Annotated in this window: 21 protein-coding genes, 1 rRNA gene and 1 pseudogene; 11 read left to right on the top strand and 12 right to left on the bottom strand. The window is 61.9% G+C overall.

All coding sequences use genetic code 11. The annotated features are described in order from the left end of the window. Window positions 1–58 precede the first annotated feature (58 nt). Window positions 59–868 carry a sugar-phosphatase gene (gene yidA / locus AB5Y54_RS06695; protein ID WP_201920794.1) on the top strand — a complete coding sequence of 270 codons (810 nt, stop codon included), beginning with the start codon at window positions 59–61 and terminating at the stop codon, window positions 866–868. A 363-nt stretch (window positions 869–1,231) separates the two neighbouring features. After that, window positions 1,232–2,002, top strand: a complete 771-nt coding sequence (locus AB5Y54_RS06690; RefSeq protein ID WP_368153397.1) for a gamma-glutamyl-gamma-aminobutyrate hydrolase family protein — start codon at window positions 1,232–1,234, stop codon at window positions 2,000–2,002. Between the two features lie 150 nt (window positions 2,003–2,152). On the opposite strand, the gene AB5Y54_RS06685 is transcribed toward AB5Y54_RS06690, so the two are convergent. From AB5Y54_RS06685 to AB5Y54_RS06655, 7 genes are all read right to left on the bottom strand, one after another. After that, window positions 2,153–2,557: a hypothetical protein gene (locus AB5Y54_RS06685; protein ID WP_042880976.1), complete on the bottom strand. Its 405-nt coding sequence runs from the start codon at window positions 2,555–2,557 to the stop codon at window positions 2,153–2,155. Between the two features lie 71 nt (window positions 2,558–2,628). Further along, window positions 2,629–3,339 carry an HAD-IA family hydrolase gene (locus tag AB5Y54_RS06680; RefSeq protein WP_201890455.1) on the bottom strand — a complete coding sequence of 237 codons (711 nt, stop codon included), beginning with the start codon at window positions 3,337–3,339 and terminating at the stop codon, window positions 2,629–2,631. Between the two features lie 95 nt (window positions 3,340–3,434). Continuing rightward, the gene (gene xerC / locus AB5Y54_RS06675) at window positions 3,435–4,412 is read right to left on the bottom strand and encodes a tyrosine recombinase XerC (RefSeq protein ID WP_041212253.1); all 978 of its coding nucleotides are present in this window, start codon (window positions 4,410–4,412) and stop codon (window positions 3,435–3,437) included. After that, window positions 4,405–5,085 carry a DUF484 family protein gene (locus AB5Y54_RS06670; protein ID WP_041212252.1) on the bottom strand — a complete coding sequence of 227 codons (681 nt, stop codon included), beginning with the start codon at window positions 5,083–5,085 and terminating at the stop codon, window positions 4,405–4,407. Before AB5Y54_RS06670 ends, xerC begins: the two co-directional genes overlap by 8 nt. A 79-nt stretch (window positions 5,086–5,164) precedes the next feature. Next, window positions 5,165–5,995: a diaminopimelate epimerase gene (gene dapF / locus AB5Y54_RS06665; protein ID WP_029313578.1), complete on the bottom strand. Its 831-nt coding sequence runs from the start codon at window positions 5,993–5,995 to the stop codon at window positions 5,165–5,167. 62 nt (window positions 5,996–6,057) lie between these two features. After that, entirely contained in the window at window positions 6,058–7,308 is a 1,251-nt protein-coding gene (lysA, locus tag AB5Y54_RS06660; protein ID WP_039039806.1) for a diaminopimelate decarboxylase, read from the bottom strand. A 20-nt stretch (window positions 7,309–7,328) separates the two neighbouring features. Next, on the bottom strand, window positions 7,329–7,529 hold the full coding sequence (locus AB5Y54_RS06655; RefSeq protein WP_010672699.1) for a lipoprotein: 201 nt from the start codon (window positions 7,527–7,529) through the stop codon (window positions 7,329–7,331). 73 nt (window positions 7,530–7,602) lie between these two features. On the opposite strand from AB5Y54_RS06655, the gene cyaY reads away from it, so the two are divergent. Beyond that, window positions 7,603–7,917, top strand: a complete 315-nt coding sequence (cyaY, locus tag AB5Y54_RS06650; RefSeq protein WP_010672698.1) for an iron donor protein CyaY — start codon at window positions 7,603–7,605, stop codon at window positions 7,915–7,917. Continuing rightward, entirely contained in the window at window positions 7,914–8,567 is a 654-nt protein-coding gene (locus tag AB5Y54_RS06645; RefSeq protein WP_103858869.1) for an alpha/beta hydrolase, read from the top strand. Before cyaY ends, AB5Y54_RS06645 begins: the two co-directional genes overlap by 4 nt. A gap of 187 nt (window positions 8,568–8,754) precedes the next feature. Here AB5Y54_RS06645 and AB5Y54_RS06640 read toward each other — a convergent pair whose 3' ends face one another. Beyond that, window positions 8,755–11,274 carry a class I adenylate cyclase gene (locus tag AB5Y54_RS06640; protein WP_042879398.1) on the bottom strand — a complete coding sequence of 840 codons (2,520 nt, stop codon included), beginning with the start codon at window positions 11,272–11,274 and terminating at the stop codon, window positions 8,755–8,757. A gap of 322 nt (window positions 11,275–11,596) precedes the next feature. Between AB5Y54_RS06640 and hemC the strand changes: the two genes are divergently transcribed. The 6 genes and pseudogenes from hemC to AB5Y54_RS06610 form a co-directional block, all read left to right on the top strand. Next, window positions 11,597–12,526 carry a hydroxymethylbilane synthase gene (gene hemC, locus AB5Y54_RS06635; RefSeq protein WP_151027241.1) on the top strand — a complete coding sequence of 310 codons (930 nt, stop codon included), beginning with the start codon at window positions 11,597–11,599 and terminating at the stop codon, window positions 12,524–12,526. A 46-nt stretch (window positions 12,527–12,572) separates the two neighbouring features. Then, a complete protein-coding gene (locus AB5Y54_RS06630; protein WP_201984881.1) occupies window positions 12,573–13,307 on the top strand; it encodes a uroporphyrinogen-III synthase in 735 nt (244 codons plus the stop codon). Continuing rightward, window positions 13,304–14,380, top strand: a complete 1,077-nt coding sequence (locus AB5Y54_RS06625) for a uroporphyrinogen-III C-methyltransferase (RefSeq protein WP_368153396.1) — start codon at window positions 13,304–13,306, stop codon at window positions 14,378–14,380. The genes AB5Y54_RS06630 and AB5Y54_RS06625 overlap by 4 nt, the downstream gene beginning before the upstream one ends. Before the next feature lie 10 nt (window positions 14,381–14,390). Next, window positions 14,391–15,554: a heme biosynthesis HemY N-terminal domain-containing protein gene (locus AB5Y54_RS06620; protein ID WP_069785406.1), complete on the top strand. Its 1,164-nt coding sequence runs from the start codon at window positions 14,391–14,393 to the stop codon at window positions 15,552–15,554. A 58-nt stretch (window positions 15,555–15,612) separates the two neighbouring features. Then, entirely contained in the window at window positions 15,613–15,747 is a 135-nt protein-coding gene (locus tag AB5Y54_RS06615) for a hypothetical protein (protein WP_010672691.1), read from the top strand. After that, a pseudogene (locus tag AB5Y54_RS06610) lies at window positions 15,729–16,123 on the top strand (DDE-type integrase/transposase/recombinase); the annotation flags it as partial. The gene AB5Y54_RS06615 and the pseudogene AB5Y54_RS06610, both read left to right, overlap by 19 nt. 74 nt (window positions 16,124–16,197) lie before the next feature. Here the strand turns inward: AB5Y54_RS06610 and pmbA are convergent. Beyond that, window positions 16,198–17,541, bottom strand: coding sequence for a metalloprotease PmbA (gene pmbA, locus AB5Y54_RS06605; RefSeq protein ID WP_109112262.1), 1,344 nt, complete (start codon window positions 17,539–17,541; stop codon window positions 16,198–16,200). Between the two features lie 114 nt (window positions 17,542–17,655). On the opposite strand from pmbA, the gene yjgA reads away from it, so the two are divergent. After that, window positions 17,656–18,180, top strand: coding sequence for a ribosome biogenesis factor YjgA (gene yjgA / locus AB5Y54_RS06600; RefSeq protein WP_010672689.1), 525 nt, complete (start codon window positions 17,656–17,658; stop codon window positions 18,178–18,180). 86 nt (window positions 18,181–18,266) lie between these two features. On the opposite strand, the gene AB5Y54_RS06595 is transcribed toward yjgA, so the two are convergent. The 3 genes from AB5Y54_RS06595 to rrf form a co-directional block, all read right to left on the bottom strand. After that, window positions 18,267–21,350 (bottom strand): transglycosylase domain-containing protein, encoded by a 3,084-nt coding sequence (locus AB5Y54_RS06595; protein ID WP_290437919.1) that lies wholly within the window; start codon window positions 21,348–21,350, stop codon window positions 18,267–18,269. Between the two features lie 213 nt (window positions 21,351–21,563). Further along, window positions 21,564–21,881, bottom strand: coding sequence for a PTS system regulator TmaR (gene tmaR / locus AB5Y54_RS06590; protein ID WP_010672687.1), 318 nt, complete (start codon window positions 21,879–21,881; stop codon window positions 21,564–21,566). Between the two features lie 376 nt (window positions 21,882–22,257). Beyond that, window positions 22,258–22,372 (bottom strand): 5S ribosomal RNA (gene rrf / locus AB5Y54_RS06585). Window positions 22,373–22,557 lie beyond the last annotated feature (185 nt).

Below are 22,557 nucleotides of genomic sequence, written 5' to 3'. Positions count from 1 at the left end.
ACACTCGGCCTCCCCATGGCCCCATCGGGCGGGCCGGCCAGACTCAGGTAGTGAGAAGATGTACAAGCTGATCGCATTGGATATGGATGGCACCCTGCTGACCCCAGAGGGCCGAATCTCCCCCCGCACCCAGGCCGCCATCGCGGCAGCCCGCGCCAGGGGCGTGACCGTGGTGCTGGCCTCCGGCCGCCCGCTGGAAGGCATGACCTCCGCCCTGACCGAGCTGGGCCTCACCGGCCAGGATGACTACGTCATCTGCTACAACGGCGCCCTGGTGCAGCAGGTATCCGAGCAACGCATCATCCGCAGCCAGTTGCTGACCGGCAGCGATGCCCGTGCCATCGCCCACCTGGCCTGTGAGCTGGGGGTGAACATCCACGGCTTCTCCGTCCGCCAGGGGCTCATCAGCCCCAGGATCAGCCCCTACACCGAGCACGAATCCCGCCTCATCGGTCAACCCATCAACCTGGTGAACTTCGCCACCCTGCCCGACGACGAGCAGATCATGAAGGTGATGATGATTGACCCAGAGCCCCTGCTCTCCCGTGCCATCGCCCAGCTGCCCGTCGAACTCCACGAGCGCTATACCGTGGTGCGCAGCGCCCCCTACTTCCTCGAGTTCATGAACAAGCGCAGCAACAAGGGCACCGGCGTCGCCGCCCTGGCCGAGCACCTGGGGCTGGATGCCTCCCAGGTGATCGCGGTGGGGGATGCGGGCAACGATCACCACATGATCGCCTACGCCGGACTCGGGGTCGCCATGGGCAACGCCACCGACGAGATCAAGGCGCTGGCACAGCACACCACGGGGCGCAACGATGAAGACGGGGTCGCCCAGGTGATCGAACGTTTCATCCTGAACGCCTGAGTCGACAAGGGGCCCTGTGGGCCCCTTCTGCTATCCGGCCGCCCGGCCAGATGTTTAATATATCCACCATGAAATTTCTCACCGCACCAGGCCCCCCCCCTCAAGTCCCTTTAAATGGGACTCGCAGCCGTATCTCGACATCAATGGTTAACATAATTGCATCATTTTGTTTGACATATTGAACGGCCTTGGCAGACTGGAGACAGGATCCAGGCTGTCGTTGCCAAGGCTGACCGACGATTCTGGCACGCTGGCGCGACCCTGATCCCACGACCATGCCTTGAGGCATGCCCTTGCGAGCCGAGGCGGCAAGGGCCTTCCCAAGGCGCAGGATGAGACCGCCAAGGATAGCCAAGGTGACCTATGCCCAACCTCAGTGCCCATAACAAACCCGTCGTGCTGATGACCATGGGGGCCCAGACCCGCAGTGGCCACGCCTACCAGGTCATGACCCACAAATACATCAAGCCTCTGGTGGAGATCAGCGGCTGCGTGCCGCTGCTGGTGCCCACCTGCTGTGGCACCGAGGATCTGGAGCAGTATCTGGACCTCGCCGACGGGGTCTATCTGAGCGGTGCCGGATCCAACATCGATCCTTCCCTCTATGGCCAGGAGAACCTCACCCCGGAGAAGCCCCAGGACAGGGACAGGGATCTGTTCGATATTCCCCTGGTGCGCGCCGCCCTCGACCGTGGCCTGCCGCTCCTCGGGATCTGCCGAGGCATGCAGGAGATCAACGTGGCCCTGGGGGGCGACATTCACCAGAAGGTCTATTGCGAGCCGGGTTATGACGATCATCGGGAGGACGCGGATGACCCGGTGGATGAGCAGTATGGCGAGAGCCATCAGGTCGAGCTGGTGCCCGGTACCTGGCTGGCCGAGCTGATGGGGCAGCCGTCGATTCCGGTCAACTCCCTCCATGGGCAGGGGATCAAGACGCTGGCCAAGGGGCTGGCCCCCCTGGCCCATGCCGAAGACGGGCTGATCGAGGCGATCCACGCTCCCGCCCTCTCCCCCTTCCTGCTGGCGGTGCAGTGGCACCCGGAGTGGAAGGCCAGCGAGAACCCCCACTCCATCAAGCTCTTCACCGCCTTTGGCGACGCCTGCCGCCGGTTCAGGCAGCAGGTCGGCTAGTCGCCGACCCCTTGCCCTTGAGCCTGGGCAGGGCCCCGTGCATCGGGGGCTGCCCAGAGGCATACGGCGTGACGGGCCTGTGACCCCCCACGCCATCAAACTGTTCACTGCCTTCGGCGACGCCTCCTGCCCGTTCAGGCAGCAGACGGGCTAGTCGCCGAATCCCTTGCCCTTGAGCTTGGGCAGGGCTCCGCGATCAGGGCGCAGGGTTCGGCAGACATCCAGCCCCTTGAGGCCCCGCTGGATATGGTCCGGGGCCTGCCCGAGCACCATGCCGTTGCCGCGATAGAGACGGGCATCCTCCAGCTCGAACAGCTCGCCGCCGATGAGCAGTTGCTCCCGGCCATTCACCACCTTGCCCCGTTTCAGGGGCAGGGTCATGTCCACCTGGATCTCGCCGGTGGCACACCCTTCGCGCCAGCGCGCCTCGTCGGAAAACGGGGAGATGGCGATCTCCCGCCAGGATCCGTCCCTGAACTCCATCCGGTAACGGTCTTGCACCAGATCGCATCCCGCCAGCACCATGGGGATCGCCAGCCAGATGACACCCTTCATTCCCTTCACGCCCTTGCTCCCTTGTTGTTATTGCCAGATATAGATCACGGAATCAGTCCCTCACCCCCAGCTCAGAGCAGCAGGGTGGCCAGATCCTGCAACTGCCCCAGCTCCACATCCGGCAGCAGCGACAGCGACTGCCAGGACTGACCGCTCTCGTTGAGCCAGGCGGCCCGAAAGCCGTGCAGCCTGGCCCCCAGCACGTCGGTCACCGGGTGATCCCCCACATGAAGGATGCGGCCGGGGGCCAGCCCCAGGGCCTCTTGCACCTGCACGAACATGTCGGGCGCCGGTTTCATTCTGGCTCCCGCTCCCGCCTTGCAGACCAGGGTGAAGTAGCCAGCCAGACCCGCCTGCTCCAGATCCAGGTTGCCGTTGGTGATCACCGCCAGCGGGTAGCGCGCCGCCAGACGAGCCAGCAGGGCGTGAGTCGCCTCGCTCACCTCTATCTTCGAGCGTTCGGCCATGAAGCCGGTGAACACCGCCCGAGCCTGCTGCTCCGCCAGCCCGGGCTCCATGCCCCCCTGCACCAGGGCCTCGCGAATGCCCCGCTGGCGCGCCAGGCTGACGTCGTGGCTCAGCGCCGGGTGGTCCAGCAGCAACTGGCGCTTGAGCGCGAGCCAACGCGGCTTGTCCAGCATGGCGGTAGCCAGGTATTCGCTGCGCAGGTGGTCCAGCATCCACTGTTCCGCCCGCACGATGGCGGGGCCGTTGTCATAGAGGGTGTCGTCCAGATCGAACGAGATGGCGGCCACCGGCTGCCAGCGACGGTAAAACTGCATGGCTGTTCCTCTTTACTCCTCATCCTCTGGCGTTGCGAGCTCCCGCCTGACCCGGGCGACGTGGAGATTGTCATCCCCGCAGATCGCACACCACATCACTCATCCTCCGGCGTTTCCGGATCCCGCTTCGCCCGCGGGTGGGCACTGTCATATACCTTTGCCAGATGCTGGAAGTCGAGGTGGGTATAGATCTGGGTGGTGGAGAGATCCGCATGCCCCAGCAGCTCCTGCACCGCCCGCAGATCGCCGGAGGATTCCAGCATGTGGGTGGCGAAGCTGTGGCGCAGCTTGTGGGGGTGCACGTGGGCATTGAGCGCCTGCTTGTTGCCCCAGCCGTCGAGCCGCTCCTGTACCGAGCGGGCCGAGAGCCGCTGCCTGCGCTTGGAGACGAACAATGCCTCCCCCTCGTCACCGGCCAGCAGGGGGCGTACCTTGAGCCACTTGTGCAACCACTCCACCGCCATCCGCCCGATGGGCAGCACCCGCTCCCGCGAGCCCTTGCCGATCACCCTGAGCTGGCGCTCGTCGAGCTTCACGTCCGCGAGGTTGAGCCCCACCAGCTCGGCAAGGCGCAGGCCGGAGGAGTACATCAGCTCCATGATGGCGCGATCCCGCACCGCCAGCGGATCCTGCTCGTCGGTGATGTTGAGCAGCTGGTACATTTCGTCCACGTCCAGATTCTTGGGCAGGGGCCGCCCCTGCTTGGGGGTGACGATGCCCCGCGCCGGGTTGGCGGTGAGCCGCCCCTGGCGCACCTGCCAGTCGCAGAAGCTGCGCAGGGCCGACACCTTGGTGGCAAGGGAACGGGGCGCCAGCCCCCCCTTGTGCATCCGGGTCACCAGGCTGCGCACCTGGCTCGCCTCGAGCCGGGCCCAGTCGTCGACCCCGAGCTTCACCAGCTCGGCGGTCATGGCTTCCAGGTGGGCCTGATAGTTGCTGCGGGTATGGGGGCTGAGCTGGCGCTCGACCCTCAGGTATTCGATAAAGGCGTCCAGCTCCCCCGCCAGTGCGACCGGCAGGGGGTCGGCAGCAGGGGGCGTCCTGGCAGGGGATCGGGTCGTTGCCTTAGCCACGGGCCAGCTCGGGCAGACGCAGTTGCAGCAGACGCCCCAGCTGACCCAGCAGCAGGGTGTCGTTGTGGGGGGTGAAGTGGCTGGGATCCGAGCTCGCGAAGGCCAGCACGCCTAGCTCCCCGAGCCGCATCAGGGCCACCGAGTTGACCAGCACATCATTGCCAAACAGCGCCTGCTTCTCGCTCTGGTTGAGGCGACCGAAATAGTAGTCCGTGCCGGGCAGGCGCTGGCCCAGCAGTTGTTCGAGCTGTTTGCCCTGCGCCAGGAAACGCTGCTCGGGGCCGCTCAGCTGGAAATGCCTGGGATTGAGCCAGAGCCGCAGGCCGGTGAGTCGCAGCCGCTGGACGAAGGCCTTGCCCATCACGGCGCTCAGCTCGAACAGGGTCTGGCAACCGTAGATCTCCCCGTAGAGATCCGCGTAAACCCGAAAGATCCGCTCGTTCTCGCTGGCGACCCCCATCAGTTCGGTGATCTCCTGCTCCAGCTGCTCGATGCGCTCCCGCTGTCTGTCCAGCTGGCGCTCCACCAGGGAGATGGTGCCCTTTTGCCCATGGGGAATGCGGATCTTGTCCAGCATGGCCCCGTGACGCAGGAAAAACTCGGGATAACGGGCCAGGTACTCCAGCACTGTGGCTTCATCCACCAGTGATTCCTGCCGTTTGAGTTCGCTCATAACTTGGTTGATCCATCCGAAAAAGGGGCCAAGGGCCCCGATATGATCCGTTGATGGAGCGGGATCACCCGCTCCTTGTCTACAACTCTATCTGGCCGTCAAAGACGTGCTCGGCCGGCCCCGTCATGTAGACGGGCTGACCCGGTCCCTTCCAGGCGATGGTCAGCTTGCCACCCGGCAGGGTGACGGTGACCCGCTCCTTGAGCTTGCCCTGGCTGATGCCTATCACCACGGCCGCACAGGCCCCGGTCCCGCAGGCCAGGGTCTCGCCCACCCCGCGCTCGAAGACCCGCAGCTTGATCTCGCTGGCGTTGACCATCTCCATGAAGCCGACGTTGACCCGCTCGGGGAAGCGCTCGTGGCGCTCCATGATGGGTCCCAGGGTCTCCACCGGCGCATCGGCCACCGAGGGCACCTCGATGACGCAGTGAGGGTTGCCCATGGAGACGGCACCGCACATCACGGTGTGATCCTGGGCCCGCAGCAGATACGTCTTCTCCGCCTTCTGGGCACGGAACGGGATCTTGCCCGGCTCGAACTGGGGCACCCCCATGTTGACCGTGACCTGGTTCTCCCCTTCCAGCTGCAGGGTGATGCGGCCCCGGGCGGTGCTGACCGCGATGCGATCCCGGTTGACCAGCCCCTTGAGACGCACGAAACGGGCGAAGCAACGGGCCCCGTTGCCGCACTGTTCCACCTCGCTGCCGTCGGCATTGAAGATGCGGTAGTGGAAGTCGAGCTCGGGGTCATAGGGCGGCTCCACCAGCAACAGCTGGTCGAAGCCGATACCGAAGTGACGATCCGCCAGCTTCTTGATGATGTCGTTGCTGAAGAACACCTTCTGGGTGACGCCATCCACCACCATGAAGTCGTTACCGAGGCCGTGCATTTTGGAAAACTCAATCAACATCGCGCGTTCCTGTCTCACCGTTAATCACGCTCTCACATGGAGGAACGCTGAAAATCCATCCATCACGGCAGCAGGTGCTCGCCACGCCAGAGATCCGCCAACTGCTCCCGCTCACGGATGAGGTGCGCCTGGTCACCGTCCACCAGCACCTCGGCCGCACGGGGTCGGGTGTTGTAGTTGGAGGACATGGTAAAGCCGTAGGCGCCAGCGGAACGCACCGCCAGCAGGGAGCCCTCGGCAATCGCCAGGGTACGCTCCTTGCCGAGGAAGTCACCGGTCTCGCACACCGGGCCCACCACGTCATAGAGTGCCTTCTCGTGGGTCGCGCGGCTGTCCACCTCGATGATGTTCATCCAGGCGCCGTAAAGGGAGGGGCGCAGCAGATCGTTCATGCCGGCGTCGATCAGGGCGAAGTTGCGGGTCTCGCCGGGTTTGAGGAACTCGACCCGGGTAAGCAGCACACCGGCGTTGGCGACGATGGCGCGGCCCGGTTCGAACAAGAGGGTCAGATCCCGGCCCGCCAGCTTCTGCTTGAGCGCCTCGGCATACTCGGTGGGGTGCGGCGGCTGCTCGGCGCCGTAGTTGACCCCCAGGCCGCCGCCCACGTCCAGGTGATGGATGTGGATGCCTTCCGCCGCCAGCTCGTCGATGAGCTTGAGCAGCTTGTCAGCCGCCTCCATAAAGGGATTCAATTCAGTGAGTTGCGAGCCGATGTGGCAATCCACCCCCTTGATCTCGATATGGGCCATGGCCGCTGCCTTGCGGTAGATGGCGGGCGCCTGTTCGATGGGGATGCCGAACTTGTTCTGCTTGAGGCCGGTGGAGATATAGGGGTGCGTGCCTGCGTCGATGTCCGGGTTGACCCGCACCGAGACCCGCGCCTTCTTGCCCATGCTGCCTGCGACCCGGTTCAGGCGCTCCAGCTCGGCTTCGGACTCCAGGTTGAAGCAGAGGATCTCTTTTTCCAGCGCAAGGCGCATCTCGGCTTCACTCTTGGCGACGCCGGAGAAGACCACCTTGGCCGGATCACCGCCCGCCGCCAGCACCCGGGACAGCTCGCCGCCGGAGACGATGTCAAAGCCCGAACCAAGGCGTGCCAGCAGATTGAGCAGGGCCAGGTTGGAGTTGGCCTTGACCGCGTAGCAGATCAGGTGGGGAATGTCGCCCGCCGCCTGGTCGAAGGCATGCCAGTGGCGTTCCAGGGTGGCGCGGGAGTAGACATAGAGCGGAGTGCCGTACTGGTCGGCAAGCTGTTGCAGGGGAAGCTGTTCGGCCTGAAGCTGACCGTCTGCGTCGTAGTTAAAGTGATCCAAGGGGGCGGTTCCTTCCTAGATTATTGCGGCGCGGCCTCTGAGGCCGGTGTAGCGGTCGCAGGCGAGGCGGCTTGCGGTGTACTCTCTGTCTTGGGCTGTGTCTGCTCTGCAGGTGCGGGCTGTTCGGCCGGTGGCATGTAGAGCGGCCCCGTCAGGCCACAGGCGGCCAACCCGAGCGACAGCGACGCGGCAAACAGGCACTTGGTGAACTGGGTAATCATAATGGTTCGCTGCGAAAAAATTTTTGGCCCTCTATAATCGCACTCACATTGTTAAAAGCAACAGGATAAACCGATGAAGGATCACGAGTATCACGCCCTGACCGACGCCTTTTTCCAGTATGTGGAAGACACCATCGACGAGGGGTATCCGGATATCGACTGCGAACGCGCAGGCGGGGTGCTGACCTTGAGCTTCGAGAACAAGACCAAGGTCATCATCAACAAGCAGGAGCCCCTGCACCAGATCTGGGTCGCTACCCGGGAGAACGGCTTCCACTTCGAGCTGCGCGGTGACAGCTGGATCGACAACCGCTTCGGCGACGAGCTCAAGGCCCTGCTGACCCGGGCCTGCACCACCCAGGCCGGCGAGCCCGTGGTCTTCTCATGACGGATCTGCATCCCGAAGGTGCCCGCCATGCGGTGATCTGGCTGCACGGGCTGGGGGACTCCGGCGCCGGCCTCGCCCCCCTGGTGGAGGCGCTGGACCTGCCCGCCGACCTGCCCGTCCGCCATCTGCTGCCGGATGCGCCCGAGCGCCCCATCACCATCAACATGGGCTACCGGATGCGCGGCTGGTACGACATCAAGAGCTTCGAGGATCCGGCGGATCGCGCCGTGGAGTCCCATGTCAGGGAGTCAGCGGCCCGTATCGCCGCGCTGATTGAACAGTTGGTGGCCGAGGGTTTCGCCCCCGAGCGCATCGTGCTGGCCGGCTTCTCCCAGGGGGGCGTCATCGCCTCCTTCACCGCCCTGCGCCATCCGGTGCCACTGGCAGGCCTGCTCTGCATGTCCACCTACCTGGCGGTACCCGATGCCCTGCCCGGCGAGATGAGCGAGGCGGCCCGCGCCCTGCCCATCTGCTACATGCACGGCATCTATGACGACGTGGTGAACCTCTCCATGGGCTGGGACGCCAAGAACCGGCTGGAAGCGGCGGGACTCAGCCCCGAGTGGCACGAATACCCCATGCGCCACGAGATCTGCCGCCCCCAGCTGGGCGACATTCGCAGCTGGTTGCTGGCCCGCCTCGGCGCCTGATTGTCGGATAACGGGTAAGACAACGGCCTGCATCAGCAGGCCGTTTGCTTTCATCCCTGACGGCGATGCTCGACGGCATCCCCCACTGGCCGCTGCCCCCTCCACACCAGATTCCCGTACCACGGATAGGACAACGGCCTGCATCATGCAGGCCGTTTGCCATCTTGCCGGTGCGGTTATCAGCACATCATCCTACTTCCCGCGCCGCTCCTGGGGTGTCCCGCTGCGGGCTCTGGCTGCGGTAGGGGATCACATCGAGTTTGTCACCCACCTGCACGATTTCGTAGTACTGGGGCAGGTTGAAGTTGCTGAACTGACCCGCATTGCTGAATCGCTCGTGACCCGAGGTGTAGAACCGATTCACCCCCTGTACCAGTTCGTCCTTGTTGCCGGCGAAGTGCTGGTAGATCTCCACCCGGTTCGCCTCGTCCAGGATATAGATGTTGGTGCCTGCATCCCGGGTATCGAAGAAGAACTGCACCAGCCCTTCGCTGGCGTAGGCGTCGACGATGCCGGGCAGGTGCTGGCTGTGAGTCTTGTCGAGGCGCAGCGGCAGGTGATCCAGCTTGTTGTGGGAGATGTGGCGGTAGAAGTCGATGGCGTTCTCCAGCTTTTTGACCGACACCCCGCGCCGCTCGAAGAAGATGCCGTACTTTTCCTTGCCGAGCGCCAGCGTCTTGACCAGCTGCTGCTTGTCCCGGGCCAGGCGCAACTCGATGCATTCAGCCACAAGCTGCTGGAAGCGGGTGCGCACCAGGGAGCGGAAGTGCTGGCTGTAGCAGAACACCTCGATCATCTCGGGGGCCGCAGCGTCCTGGTGCATCTTGCCGAGGATGGTGGTGAGGGCGTCCACCACGGCTTCCTCCCCCTCGAAGTGCAGGGTGCGAATCTCGCTCCAGGAGTTGCGATAGACGAGATCCACGGATCCCACCAGACACTCCTGGTTGCGACCGAACGAGAAGACATCGGCGGCGTTGGCATCGAACTCGATCACCTGCCCCACCCAGTGGCTGGACGGGTCCGTCTCCAGGTTCAGGAAGATGGAGAGCTGGCGGATCTCGCACGGCCGGCTCAGGGCCAGGTTGGTCGCGCGGGGATACTTGACCGGGAAGGTGCCGGAGAGATCGCGACAGAACTGATGCAGGTTGTCGATGTGCAGATCCGAGCCCTGGTTGAACAGATGCACCCGGGACTGGGGCGTCAGCAGGCCGTTGAAATAGGCCCAGGCCACCAGCTTGCTGATGTAGCCGTTATATTCGAGCGGCGCCCGGCCGATGATGTCGGCGGGTTCGAGGGAATGCTTGTAGAGATACCAGCCGGCGCGATTCAGGCGGCCGTGAGGTACCTGTACCAGGCTGAGATCCGGCTCGCCGAGATCCGGCGCAATCTTGAGGTTGATGCGCTGCACCTTGCCCGGCAGGCTCTCGAATGCGGCATAGAGCTTGCGCGACAGGATGCCGATGTCTTCCGGGTTGATGGACTCGCTGATGTTGTTGCGCCGGGCGAACTGGATGAGGTTGCGGTAGCTCTGCATCAGAGCCTCCAGCAACTCGGCGTAGGCCACCTTGACGTCCTCGACCTTCCACTCCTGGCGGTGATCAAGGTGGTAAAGGCGCTCCGGACTCCAGCCCCAGTAGGCTACCAGCTGGGCCATCTGCTCCCGGCGCCAGTCCGGGGAGTGATCTTCCTTGGGATGGCTCAGCCCGTCGCACACCTTCAGATAGAAACAGCGACGCACCAGATCGAGGCGCTGCATGTCGCCGATGGACTTGAGGTAGTTGGTCACCTTGTCCAGCATCAGGCAGTAGTTGTCGAGGCGGTAGTGCATCCCCTCGTTGTGCTGGAACCAGTCGCGACTGGTCACCGACAGCAGCCGGGTGTTGGGATACTCGTGGGAGTAGGCCTCCATCAGCACCGACTTGAGCACCGCCTTGTAGGGGGAGTCGATTCCCTTGTAGAGCTGCCACAGGGCGGAGCCGAAATACTCCTCGGCAGGTATGCGATCAAAACCCCCCAGATCGAGCCAGTCATCCTGGCTCAACTTGCCGTGGGCAAACAGGCCGTTGACGTAGTCGTCGTAGTGATCGTCATATTCGGCAGGCACCAGATACCAGAGCAGCCGCTTGCCGGCGATGTGCATGGCGCTGCGGTAGAACTCGTCGAGCAGCAGCAGGTGCTGGGCGCTGCCGCAGCTCTCCCCCTGCATCTGGGCATCGTTGCGCTGACGGAACTTGTCTTCGGGGATCAGGAAGAAGTTGAGATCGACCCCCCGCTGCTCCGCCCACATGGAGAGGTGCTGGCACTTCTGTTCCAGCAGGGCGAGGCGCTCGCTCGACAGACCGGCCACGTGGCAGACCCAGATGTCGAGATCCGAGTGGCAGCACTGACCGATGGAGGAGGTGCTCCCCATGGAGTAGAGGCCCTGGATGGACTTGTCGTGGGTACTGAGACCGCCCTGGCAGTTGGCGTTCTGGCAGAGATCCTGGATGAAGGCCTGCTGGGCCTCGTTGGCGACAAAACTCCAGATACCATGAGGCACATCCCCTGCCACATAACCGGGCAACAGGGGGTGATTGAAGTGCAGCATGACAGGCAGCAAGTGGAAAACCTGCTGCCCGTAGCGACTCATGAGATCCAGCGCTCGTTGCGTCTTGAGACGATTGAGTTCGTCGTAGCGCGCCACCAGCGTGTCGAGTTTAACCAGCAATGCCCTACCTATGGGGAAGAGAAATGACGCACCAAAACGGGGAGACGTCAAAAAAGTGTGATCATGTTAACAATGCAAACAGCAGTGGTAAACAAGCCCGCACACAATCACCGGATTATTTCTGACCCCGTTCGTAACGGTATCAGAGGAAAGCAATAAAGCCGCATATTTTCAATAACTTAAAATCAATTGCTGGCTGAATGAAAATAATTTTCCGCCCCCGTTTTTGAGCTTGGCCCCGCTTTTGCGGGCTGCGCCATGAAAGCCCCTGCAAAGGGTGGTAAGATCGTTTTCCTCTCAAAAGATGAAACAACTGATTGATATGGCAGCCCGAACCCTGAAAATTGCCACTCGAAAGAGCCCACTGGCCCTGTGGCAGGCCAATTTTGTGAAAGATCGGCTGGAGGCACTCCATCCGGATCTGCAGGTCGAACTGGTGCCCATGAGCACCCAGGGTGACAAGATCCTCGACACCCCCCTCGCCAAGGTCGGCGGCAAGGGGTTGTTCGTCAAGGAGCTGGAGACTGCCATGCTGGAAGGGCGTGCCGACATCGCTGTCCACTCCATGAAAGACGTACCGGTGGAGTTCCCCGATGGACTCGGCCTGCACACCATCTGTGAGCGCGAAGACCCGCGTGATGCCTTTGTTTCCAACCATTTCAACCAGATAGACGAGCTGCCTCAAGGGGCCGTGGTCGGCACCTCCAGCCTGCGCCGTCAGTGCCAGCTGCGCGCTGCCCGCCCTGATCTCGTGATCCGCGACCTGCGCGGCAACGTCAACACCCGCCTCGCCAAGCTGGATGCCGGTGAATATGACGCCATCATCCTGGCCGCCGCCGGCCTGAAACGACTGGAGATGGCCCATCGCATCGCCGCCTTCATCGAGCCCGAGCAGAGCCTGCCCGCCAACGGCCAGGGGGCGGTCGGCATCGAATGCCGCCTCGACGATCACGAGCTGCACGCCCTGCTGGCGCCGCTCGAACACCCCGAGACCCGCATCCGGGTGCTGACCGAGCGCGCCATGAACCGTGCCCTGCAAGGGGGCTGTCAGGTGCCTATCGGGGCCTATGCCCTGGTACAGGGAGAAGAGGTATGGCTGCGTGGCCTGGTGGGCAGCCCGGACGGTGCCCGCGTCATTCGCGACGAGATCCGCGGCCCCCTGGCAGAGGGCGAGGCTCTGGGCCACACCCTGGCCCAGCGCCTGCTGGCCGCCGGCGCCGACGTCATCCTGGCCGAGGTCTACCGGGCATGAGTACAGCACAGCCAGGTTCGCGGTCATCTGCCCGGAGCGCCCCCTGATGGTCCCCTTGGTGGTGCGCCCGGCCGCCCAGGCCAACCAGCTGGTGCAGATGCTGCACCAGTTGGGTCATGCACCGCTCTGCTGTCCGTTGCTGGAAACCCGGCCGGGATGCGACCTCCCTCACCTGGGTGACATGCTGCAAGAGGCGGACCTCGTTATCGCCGTCAGCATGCATGCCATTCATTTTGCACATCATTTTCTGTTGCAAACTGGTCAGACCTGGCCACATATTGATTACTTTGCAGTCGGCCAGGCGAGTGCGGATGCCTTCGCCGAGGCGGACATCCAGGCCCTGTGCCCGGCCGATCCCCGCAGTGAAGGGCTGCTGGCCCTGCCGGCACTGCAAGGGGTGAGTGGCCGCCGGGTGCTGATCCTGCGCGGCAATGACGGGCGGGATCTCATCGCCCGGACGCTGGCCTCACGGGGCGCACTGGTGCACTATTGTGCCACCTACGAGCGCCACTACCCCGATCTTGACGGGGACGCATTGACCCGCCACTGGCAGGCAGCCGGGCTCGACAGCCTGCTCATCACCAGTGGCGAACTGTTGCAGCGGTTGCTGGCCCTGGTGCCCGGCCCGCAGCACCCCTGGCTTTATGACCGCCTGCTGGTGGTGCCCAGTCCCCGGGTGGCCGAGATGGCAGAAGGGGCTGGTTTTACCCGTATCGTGATTGCCCAAGGTGCATCCAACCAGGCTCTGGTGGCCGCCCTGGAACTGAGGAAGATGGAATGACTGAACAGCAAGAAGTCCAGCCGAGTGCCGCGGCCACCGTGGCCGACAACAACAAGCCCGCGCCCGGAACGACAGGGAGCAAGAAGGGCAGCTCTGGCACCGTGCTTGGCGGCATCGCCATCCTGCTGGCCCTGGGGCTGGCCGGTGGTCTCTATGTGCACGGACACCAGAACGCCGTTGTCCAGCAGGCCGAACTGGTAGCCCTCAAGCAGCAACTGGCCGACGCCATGACCAGGATTGATCAGGGCAGCAGCAAGGATGCCGAACAGATCGGTGCCCTCGGCAAGAGCCAGCAGCAGTTGCAGGAGGCGCTGGACGCCTTGCAGACCAAGGTGCTGGATCTGGACGACAAGCGCCCCAATGACTGGATGCTGGCCGAATCCGAATACCTGGTGCGCATGGCGGGCCGCAAGCTGTGGCTCGAACACGACATCGTCTCCGCCATCACATTGCTCGGCAACGCCGACGAGCGCATCAAGGCGCTCAACGACCCCAGCCTGATGCCCATTCGCAAGGCGCTGGCGGAAGACATCGCCAAGCTCAAGGGGATGCCGCGAGTCGATCGCGAGGGGTTGACCCTGAAGCTGGCCGCCCTCTCGGACCAGATCGAGCTGCTGCCCCTCTCCACTGTCAGCATGCCGGAAGCCAAGAGCGAGCCCGACCAGACCGTCAGCACCAACCCGGACGAGTGGCAGAGCAACCTCAAGAAGAACTGGGTCAAGTTCACCGAAAACTTCATCACCATCCGTCGCCGGGATGGCGCCGTGGAAGCCCTGCTCTCCCCGCAGCAGGAGATCTTCCTGCGGGAGAACCTCAAGACCAAGCTGCTGCAGGCCCAGCTCGCCGTCTATCGTGAACAGCAGTCCCTCTATATCGACAGCCTGGAGAAGGCCAAGCGCTGGCTGACCCAGTATTTCGATGCCGACAACAGCGCCACCCAGTACATGCAGTCCGAGCTCGACAAGCTCAAAGGCGAGCAGATCCAGTTTGACTACCCGGATCAGTTCAAGACCCAGACCATGCTGGAACAGGTGCTGACCGAACGCCTGCAACGCATCCTGGCCGGCAACTGAGGAGGAGACCATGATTCGTCTGATCGTCATAGTCGCCGTGATGGTGGCGGGCCTCATCTTCGGTCCCGAAGCCTCCGGCAACAAGGGTTATGTGCTCATCTCGCTGGGCAACTACACGGTGGAATCCTCGGTCACCAGCGCGGTGATCCTGGCGGTGCTGTTCTACGGCGCCCTGCTCATCGTGGAATGGGTGCTGGCCCGCCTGTTCGGCCTGCGCCGCAAGACCCAGGGCTGGTTCGGCTCCCGCCGCCGCCGCAAGGCCAACCTGCAAACCGTCAATGCCACCCTGGCCATGGCAGAGGGGCACTACAACCAGGCCGAGAAGCTCCTCATCAAGGGCGCCGACAACAGCGACACCCCGCTGCTCAACTACCTGAGCGCCGCCCGGGTGGCCCAGGCCCGGGGCGATGACGTGCGCCGGGATCACTACCTGCAGAAAGCTCAGGAAGAGAACCCCAAGGCAGAGCTGGCACTGACCCTGATCCAGACCCAGTTGCAGATTGAGCAGGGCCAGTACGACAGCGCCCTCGGTCGCCTCGAGTCCATCTATGCCCTCAACCCGCGCCACCCCATGGTGCTGGATCAGCTGCGTCAGGTGTATCTGGCCCGTGAAGACTGGGCGGCCCTCATCGATCTCGCCCCTGCCCTGCGCAAGGTGGGCAAGCTGACCGCCCAGCAGGAAGAGACCCTGCTGCACCAGGCGTGGTGCGGTCGTCTGGAGGCCGCCAGCGGCTCCCTCGACACCCTGCGCACGGTCTGGCAGGGTCTGCCCCGCAAACAGCGCCAGGATCCCGTGCTGCTGGCCAGTTACGGGGATCGCCTGCGCCGATTGGGGGCCGATGCCGAAGCCGCCGATCTCTGGCTGGAGGCCCTGCGCAAGGATCCCTCCCCCGAGCTGTTCGCCCGCCTGCCCAAGCTCAAACTGGACGACTACCAGCCCATGCTGACCCTGCTCAGAAAGATCCAGGATCAGCCTGGCGCCGAAGCCGCGCTGGCCCGGGTCTGCCTGCTGGCCGGTCAGCTGGACGACGCCCAGCGCCTGCTGGAGCAGGAAGTGGCGAAGGCGCCGGATGCCGCCCTCTACCACGCCCTCGGCCAGGTGATGGACAAGCGCCGCCTGACCAACAAGGCCAACGAGTACTACCGCCAGGCATTGCAGCTGGCCGACGTCTGATCGGCGCATCTGCCTGAATATGGTTTGCATCTTCTCCTCCGAATAGATGGAGATCTCGATGGGACAGGGCGTAAACGAACACAACACAATTACTCTGATTTTTAAACTGGCCCTGGTCGAGCAGATTGAAGAAGGCAAGCTCACCTATAAACAGACGCAGACGCGTTATGACACTCAGGGCCGCTCTACCTGAGCTAGGTGACGGACACCTGCTCACGCAAAATAGTGGCAACTAAGAGATGAATGCCGAGTCGATGGTGATCGAGAAAACACTGAAGCAACAACGTGACCACGGAAAGCTTATTCATCATTCGGACCACCAGGTGCAGTATTGTTCGGGGTTGTATCAGTCATTGCATGAACAACACGGGGTCAAATGCTTGATGACAGATACTCATAACTGTCACCAAAATGCACTGAGATCTTGAAAAGAGAGTCACTGCTGCAAAGCCTGCAGAGGCTGGCGCAGGCGGGGAAAAGTGCGAAAGGCAGTGGATACTTATAACCTGGAGCAACCGCATCAGGCATTGAAATACAGAACCCCTGATGTGACGCATCGGGGGTTCTGAGTGCTAAAAGCTAGCTGAAAATGTGTAGACCTATCTCAGGACTAGACACCATAGTCCAGATCGGACGGAGGGGATCAGTGCCCCGCCAGTTTCATCTGCTCGACCAGTACGGAGCCGGTCTTGAGGCTGGAACGCTCATCCTCATCACTACCCACCGCCACGATATGGCTGAACATGTCGGCCAGATTGCCAGCAATGGTGATCTCCTCCACCGGATAGAGGATCTCGCCATTTTCAACCCAGAAACCGGCTGCGCCGCGGGAGTAATCACCATTGACGATGTTGACCCCCTGCCCCATCAGCTCGGTCACCAGCAGGCCGGTACCCATCTCCTTGAGCATGCCCTGGAAGTCCTGGCCGGTATTGGAAACCTGCCAGTTATGGATACCCCCGGCATGGCCCGTGGTGGTCAGGCCCAGTTTGCGGGCGGAGTAGGAGGTGAGCAGCCAGCTCATCAGCTCGCCGTTGCGGATGATGTCCATGTCGCGGGTGCGAACCCCTTCCCCGTCGAACGGGGTGCTGGCATGTCCTCCCGGCAAGTGGGGGAACTCCTGGATGGTGAGCCACTCGGGCAGGATCTGCTTGCCCAGTTTGTCCAGCAGGAAGCTCGACTTGCGATAGAGGTTGCCCCCGCTGATGGCCATCACCAGATGGCCCCACAGACCGGCAGCGGTATCGGGGTGGAACAGCACAGGGGCATGGCGGGTGCTGATCTTGCGAGCCCCCAGGCGGGAAACAGTGCGCTCCACCGCCTCGTCAGCGATGCGCTGGGGGCTCCACAGCCCGTCCAGGGAGCGGCTGGAGGAGTAGCCGTAGTCGCGCTGCATGTCGCCATCCTGCTCGCCGATCAGTACGCAGCTCAGGGAGTTGCGCGATGCAGCATAGCCTTTGACGAAGCCGTGGCTGTTGCCATAAACCTTGACGCCCAGGTGGCTGGAGAAACTGGCTCCGTCAGAGTGCTTGATGCGGGCATCCCGTCCCAGGGCCAGCCGCTCGCACTCGATGGCCAGCGCGATGCCACGCTGGGGATCCAGCTCGATTTGGTGGCACAGTTGCAGGTCCGGGGCATCCCAGGCCAGCAGATCCGCATCCGCAAGACCGGCGCAGTCATCGGGAGAGGTGTGGCGGGCGATCTCCATGGCCGCTTCCACGGCGGCGCGAATGGCCGGCTTGGTCAGATCCGTGGTGGAGGAGGACCCCTTGCAACCATCGCGATAGACGGCGATGCCGAGTGCGCCATCCTTGTTGAATTCGATGCTTTCCAGCTCGCAGCCCCGGGTGTTCACCGAGAGGCCGGTCTGTTTGCTGATGGAGACTTCGGCAAGCCCGGCGCCCAGCCCTTTCGCTATCTCAAGGGCCTCGGCGACCACGGCCTCGAGATGGGATTGATCCTGGCGGATTTGATCTTGCTGGTCCATAACTCACATCTGTATGAAGGGAAGGAAAGGGGCTAAGCATATCAGACCCCTGCGCCCAGCGGGAGAAGCTGGTAACATATCCGCCAAACGTGAATGACAGGAATACAGAGACCGATGAGTCAATATCAAGACGACAACGAGTGGGAAGACTGGGGCCCCAGCAAGAGCCAGCTCAAGCGTGATGCCGAGGCCTTGCAGAAGATGGGGGAAGAGATCGTCTCCCTAAGTCACAGCGAGCTGGAGAAGATCCCCCTGGATGAAGAGCTCGCCGAAGCGGTCGAGCTGGGTCGCAAGCTCAAGCCGAAGAAGGATGAGTCCTTCCGTCGCCATCTCCAGTTCATCGGCCGTCTGATGCGTAGCCGCGATGTGGCCCCCATTGAAGAGGCCCTCTCCATCATCAAGATGCGTCACTCCACCGTGAACGCCCGCCTGCACCGCCTCGAACAGTGGCGCGAGCGGCTGATCACCGAAGGCGACAGCGCCCTTAACGAGCTGATGTCCCAGTTCCACGAGCTGGATCGCCAGAAGCTGCGTCAGCTGATCCGCACCGCCAACAAGGAACGGGAGCTGAACAAGCCGCCGGTAGCCTATCGCGAGATGTACCAGTACCTGCGCGGTGAAATTGAAGATCTGTTGTAAGTGATGACTCACGTCCGCCTCAGGGCCGCGTGCAGTACACAATCAAACGGGGCCGCAATGGCCCCGTTTTTTCATACGCTATCCGCTCAGCTGCCCGCCACGCACTGGGTGTGAGTAGCGGGTTGCAGATAGGGGACCAGCAGGGGGGCCATCCCCTTGAGCACCTGTACAGGCAGCGCCGACGTGAAGCGGAACTTGTCGGACTGGCTGCCGGGTACATAGGCCGTCAGCGTGCCGAAGTGATCATCCCCGATGTAGAAGACGAAAGTCGCAGTCCGGTTGCGAGCCAGTGAACTGGTCACATTGCCGTAGCGACCCACCGTCTCGATCCGGTTGTCCCCGGTCCCCGTCTTGCCCCCCAGGGCCAGGACAGTACCATCCTGCAAGGCGAAGGCCCCGGCGATGCGCCGCGCCGTCCCCCCTTCCACCACCTTGGAGAGTGCATTGCGCAAGGCGTTGGCCACCTCGGCAGGCATCACCCGTGCCCCCTGGGTGTTCGCCGGCTCAAAGACGGTGGCGAAGGGGGTCCCCTTGGCAAAGGAGAGGTGCTCGATGCGCAGGGTCGGCGCACGAATGCCGCCGTTCTGGATGATCCCCATCAGCTCGGCCAACGCAGCAGGACGATCGCCCGAGCTGCCCAGTGCGGTCGCCAGGGACGGAACCAGGTGATCGAACGGGTAGCCCAGGCGAGCCCAGCGCTGATGGATGTCGAGGAAGGCCTCAACCTCCAGCATGGTGCGGATCCGGCTATCCCGGGCACTGCGATGACGGGTCTTGAACAGCCAGCTGTAGACCTCCTGACGCTCGTCACGGCTGGCGGTTACCGCATCGGTAAAGGTGGCCTTGTCAAACTCCTTGAGATAGGCAAGCAACCACAGCTCAAGTGGATGCACCCGTGCGATATAACCTTGATCCGGCAGAGAATATTTGCCAGGGCCGTAATTGGTATAGAGCTGCTCTATGCGCTTCTCGGTCAATTTCTCCCGCGGCAGGCGCTTGGCCAGGAAAGCGGCAAAGTCGGCCTGGGAGGCTTCCGGCATCAGATAGCGATGCACGGCGGCGAGACGCACCGCGCTGGGTTTGAGACCATCGAGGAAGGTATCGAGCTGCTCTTCTGCACTCTTGCCACGATATTTGCGCCAGAACCTCAGCAGATAGGTCTGGCCCTCCTTGTCGGCAAACTTGGCCAGGTACTCGGTACGGCGAGGATCCCTGTCATCTTTCAGCAACTGGGCACGATTTCCCTCCTTGTAGAGGCTGTAGCGGACAATGTCCCGCATCAAGCGCACGAAGGGCAGGTTGATGGATTCCCGCAGCGCATCGCGAATGGGCGGGATGCGACCGTTGTCTTCCTTGCGGAAGTTGTTGAAGGTGTGCATACCACCGCCGGTAAAGAAGCCTTCATAGGGACTTGCGGAATACTTGCGGTCCAGTGCGGCCTCCAGCATCACCGGCAGGCTTCTGTCCTTGGCGCTCATCAGATAGGCGATGGCCCAGCGGCTGATGTTGTCCTGATCGGACACTTCGATCTTTCGCAGGCTCTCCACCGGCATATTGCCGTAGCTGTCATGCAACTCGGTGACAATCTCGAGATAGGTCGTCAGCACCCGCAACTTGGCGGTGGATCCCAGTTCAAGCTTGCTGCCCTCATTGATGTCGAACGGCTGGTCCGTGTTGTCGGTCTGCACCCTCACCTTGACCCCTTCCGGCGTCTTCTCGAACAGGGTAAAGCTGTACTTCACATCACCCGTTTTCTCCGGCGAGAGCAGGCGCTCACCAAACAGGCCCACCTGGGCTGCGAATGCAGGGTCTGCCAGTTGCTGCAGATACCGTGACACCTCGTTCTGCAACGGCATATTGAGGGTGGTGTTGGCCGTCAGATCCATGCGGTCCAGATCATAAAGCTGCACCCCGAGCTGACGACTGAGACGAGTGCGAGCCACCTGCAGTCCCTTGTTGTTGTTGACTCGAGTGATGGCAGGTGCCTGCAGGAAATCGCGGAAGACCAGCTTGGCCTTGAGAGCCGACTCCATCAGGGGGGGCGTGATCATTCCCTCCTGCACGAAGAGTCGCAGATAGCTGTCTGTCAGGGTAGACAGTGCTTCTCTGCCCTGCGCCAGGTAATAGGAAGGACGGCGGTGGGCGATCATCAGGGAGACAACCTGGCGCAAGGCAAGGCCCTGCTCGGCCAGGGTAGAATCCTGGTTGCGAGCGGGATCCAGCAGTCGATTCACCTCATCGACATTGGCGCCAAACCAGACCCAGAGGCCATCACCTAGACCGTGCACCTCGCCATAACCGGGCGCCGCAGAGAGCGGGACCGAGTTGAGGTAGGCCCAGGCAACCAGCTTGCGGGCCTCCAGGGTCTCGGGCCCCAGCCGATAGGCACGAACGCTGGCCGAGACCATTTGGCGGATCTTCTCGGTCGGCGAAACGGTCAGTCCATCGGGAGAATGACGATACTTTTCCACCTGGGTCGCCAGGGTGCTGCCGCCAGCAGATTGATCCTGCATATCCAGCGCCTTGCCCACCTGAGACAGCGCCGCCTTGGCAAATCGCGGCCAGTCTACGGCCGGGTTGGCCAGCGGTTCCTTGTTGCTCAGGAGTTCACGGTTCTCGATAAACAGCAGAGACTGGATGACCAAGGGCGGTATGGCATTGAAATCCGGATAGTAATGAGTCGGATACTTGTACTGGTAGAAAGGTTCTGCACGGCAGTCATAGAGTGTCAATCCTGCCTGGACCTTCTCGGTATAAGGCACGAAGAAACCGTGGCTGGCGTAGTTGTAGAGCGCATCGGAAAAACGGACCTGTTCGCTCACCAGGTAGCCACGCTGAACGAGACGTTCCTGGATCATGGGCATCAGCACATAACCGAGTCGCTTGTCGAACGGGCCGTCGTCGGGGAAGGCAATTTGCTTGCTGGGGCCGGGTTCGATCTGATAGGTCAGGGTGGCCGCATAGCGGGAGATCTCCTGTGACTGCAGTCGGGAGGTCTTCATTTCATAACCCACCAGGGCGATCACGGCAGCCAGACAAAGCAAGAAGATAAAACAGAACAACCAGCGCCACCAGGGTCGGCGTTTACGCTGTTGTTGCCCGTCCGCATTAGGTACGGATGAATCCTGAGATGCCACTTTATTTGAATCCGTCTGTTTTGATGCGCCCATATCAGCCCCACCATGGTTGCGCAATTTATTGTCTTTCAATCAAGCTTAGTCGTTTCAAGTCAAGGGCTTGAAATCTATTGACCGCTTTGCAGCGATGTTAACAGGGCGATTGTGAAAATGGGAGCCGATTGTTGCAACGCGGCAAGAGATCCGAGCTGCGGCATGAAAATGAAACACCGGCCAGAGGCCGGTGTTGACGAGAGCGGGGCGGGATTATTTGCTGGTGCTCATACTCTTCAGCTTGGTACTCAGCTCCTTGCGCTCCTTGGAAAGCTCGGCATTTTTGATGATATGGTCATCTACGCGCTCTTCATAGTCGGTCCGCATGTTGGCGATGATGGCCTGAACCTCGTCAATGCTCATGCCGGGCTTGATATAGTCACTCAGGTTGTCGAGCAACAGTACCCGCTTCTGGTTGTCACGGATCTTTTTCTCGTTGTCCGCAATTTCACGCTTGAGCTTGTTCTGACGACGGGACATACGCACATATTCCAGCACATCGTTGAAGGTTGACTTGTTTACTTGTTCCATATCGGTACCACTGAGTGAAGGTGAATGAAAACAGGCGGAGAGTCCCATACCAGAAAAAAACCGAAACCATGGCACGGGCAAACCCGGAATGCCCCTTACTCTACCGAGTTATGATTCAGATACAACCCCAATCGCAGCGCGGGCGGCGGGTTTAGACAGAACGGCTCCGACTGGGTTATTACGCTAAAAATGATGAAAACGGAGAGAGCCAACATGTGGGTTCAATGTGACCAGAGCAGGCGCAACTTTTCCGGTACGGGCAACAAGTGAACGTGAACGACGAACAGCACCATAGTGCCCGCTTGCCCTCCAGTGAGGGCTGAATTTCAGGCAATAAAAAACCCCGTTCGAGTGAGCGGGGTTTCTTGTATTGGGTGCCTGGCAGTGTCCTACTCTCGCATGGCGAATGCCACACTACCATCGGCGCTACAGCGTTTCACTTCTGAGTTCGGCATGGGGTCAGGTGGTTCCACTGCGCTATTGCCGCCAGGCAAATTCTTCAATCTTGGAAAGCTGACGTGAATAACAACTTTGCTAGTTGCTTGTCATTATCACTGAATTAGGTAAGTAGTCTCACACTTGCTACAAGGCCAGAAACACTTCTTGGGTGTTGTATGGTTAAGCCTCACGGGTAATTAGTATGGGTTAGCTCAACGTATCGCTACGCTTACACACC

Source organism: Aeromonas sp. s9 (assembly GCF_040907765.1).
GTDB lineage: Bacteria > Pseudomonadota > Gammaproteobacteria > Enterobacterales > Aeromonadaceae > Aeromonas > Aeromonas caviae.
The sequence above is the reverse complement of the archived record's forward strand: the minus strand, read 5'-3'. Positions and strand labels throughout refer to the sequence as shown.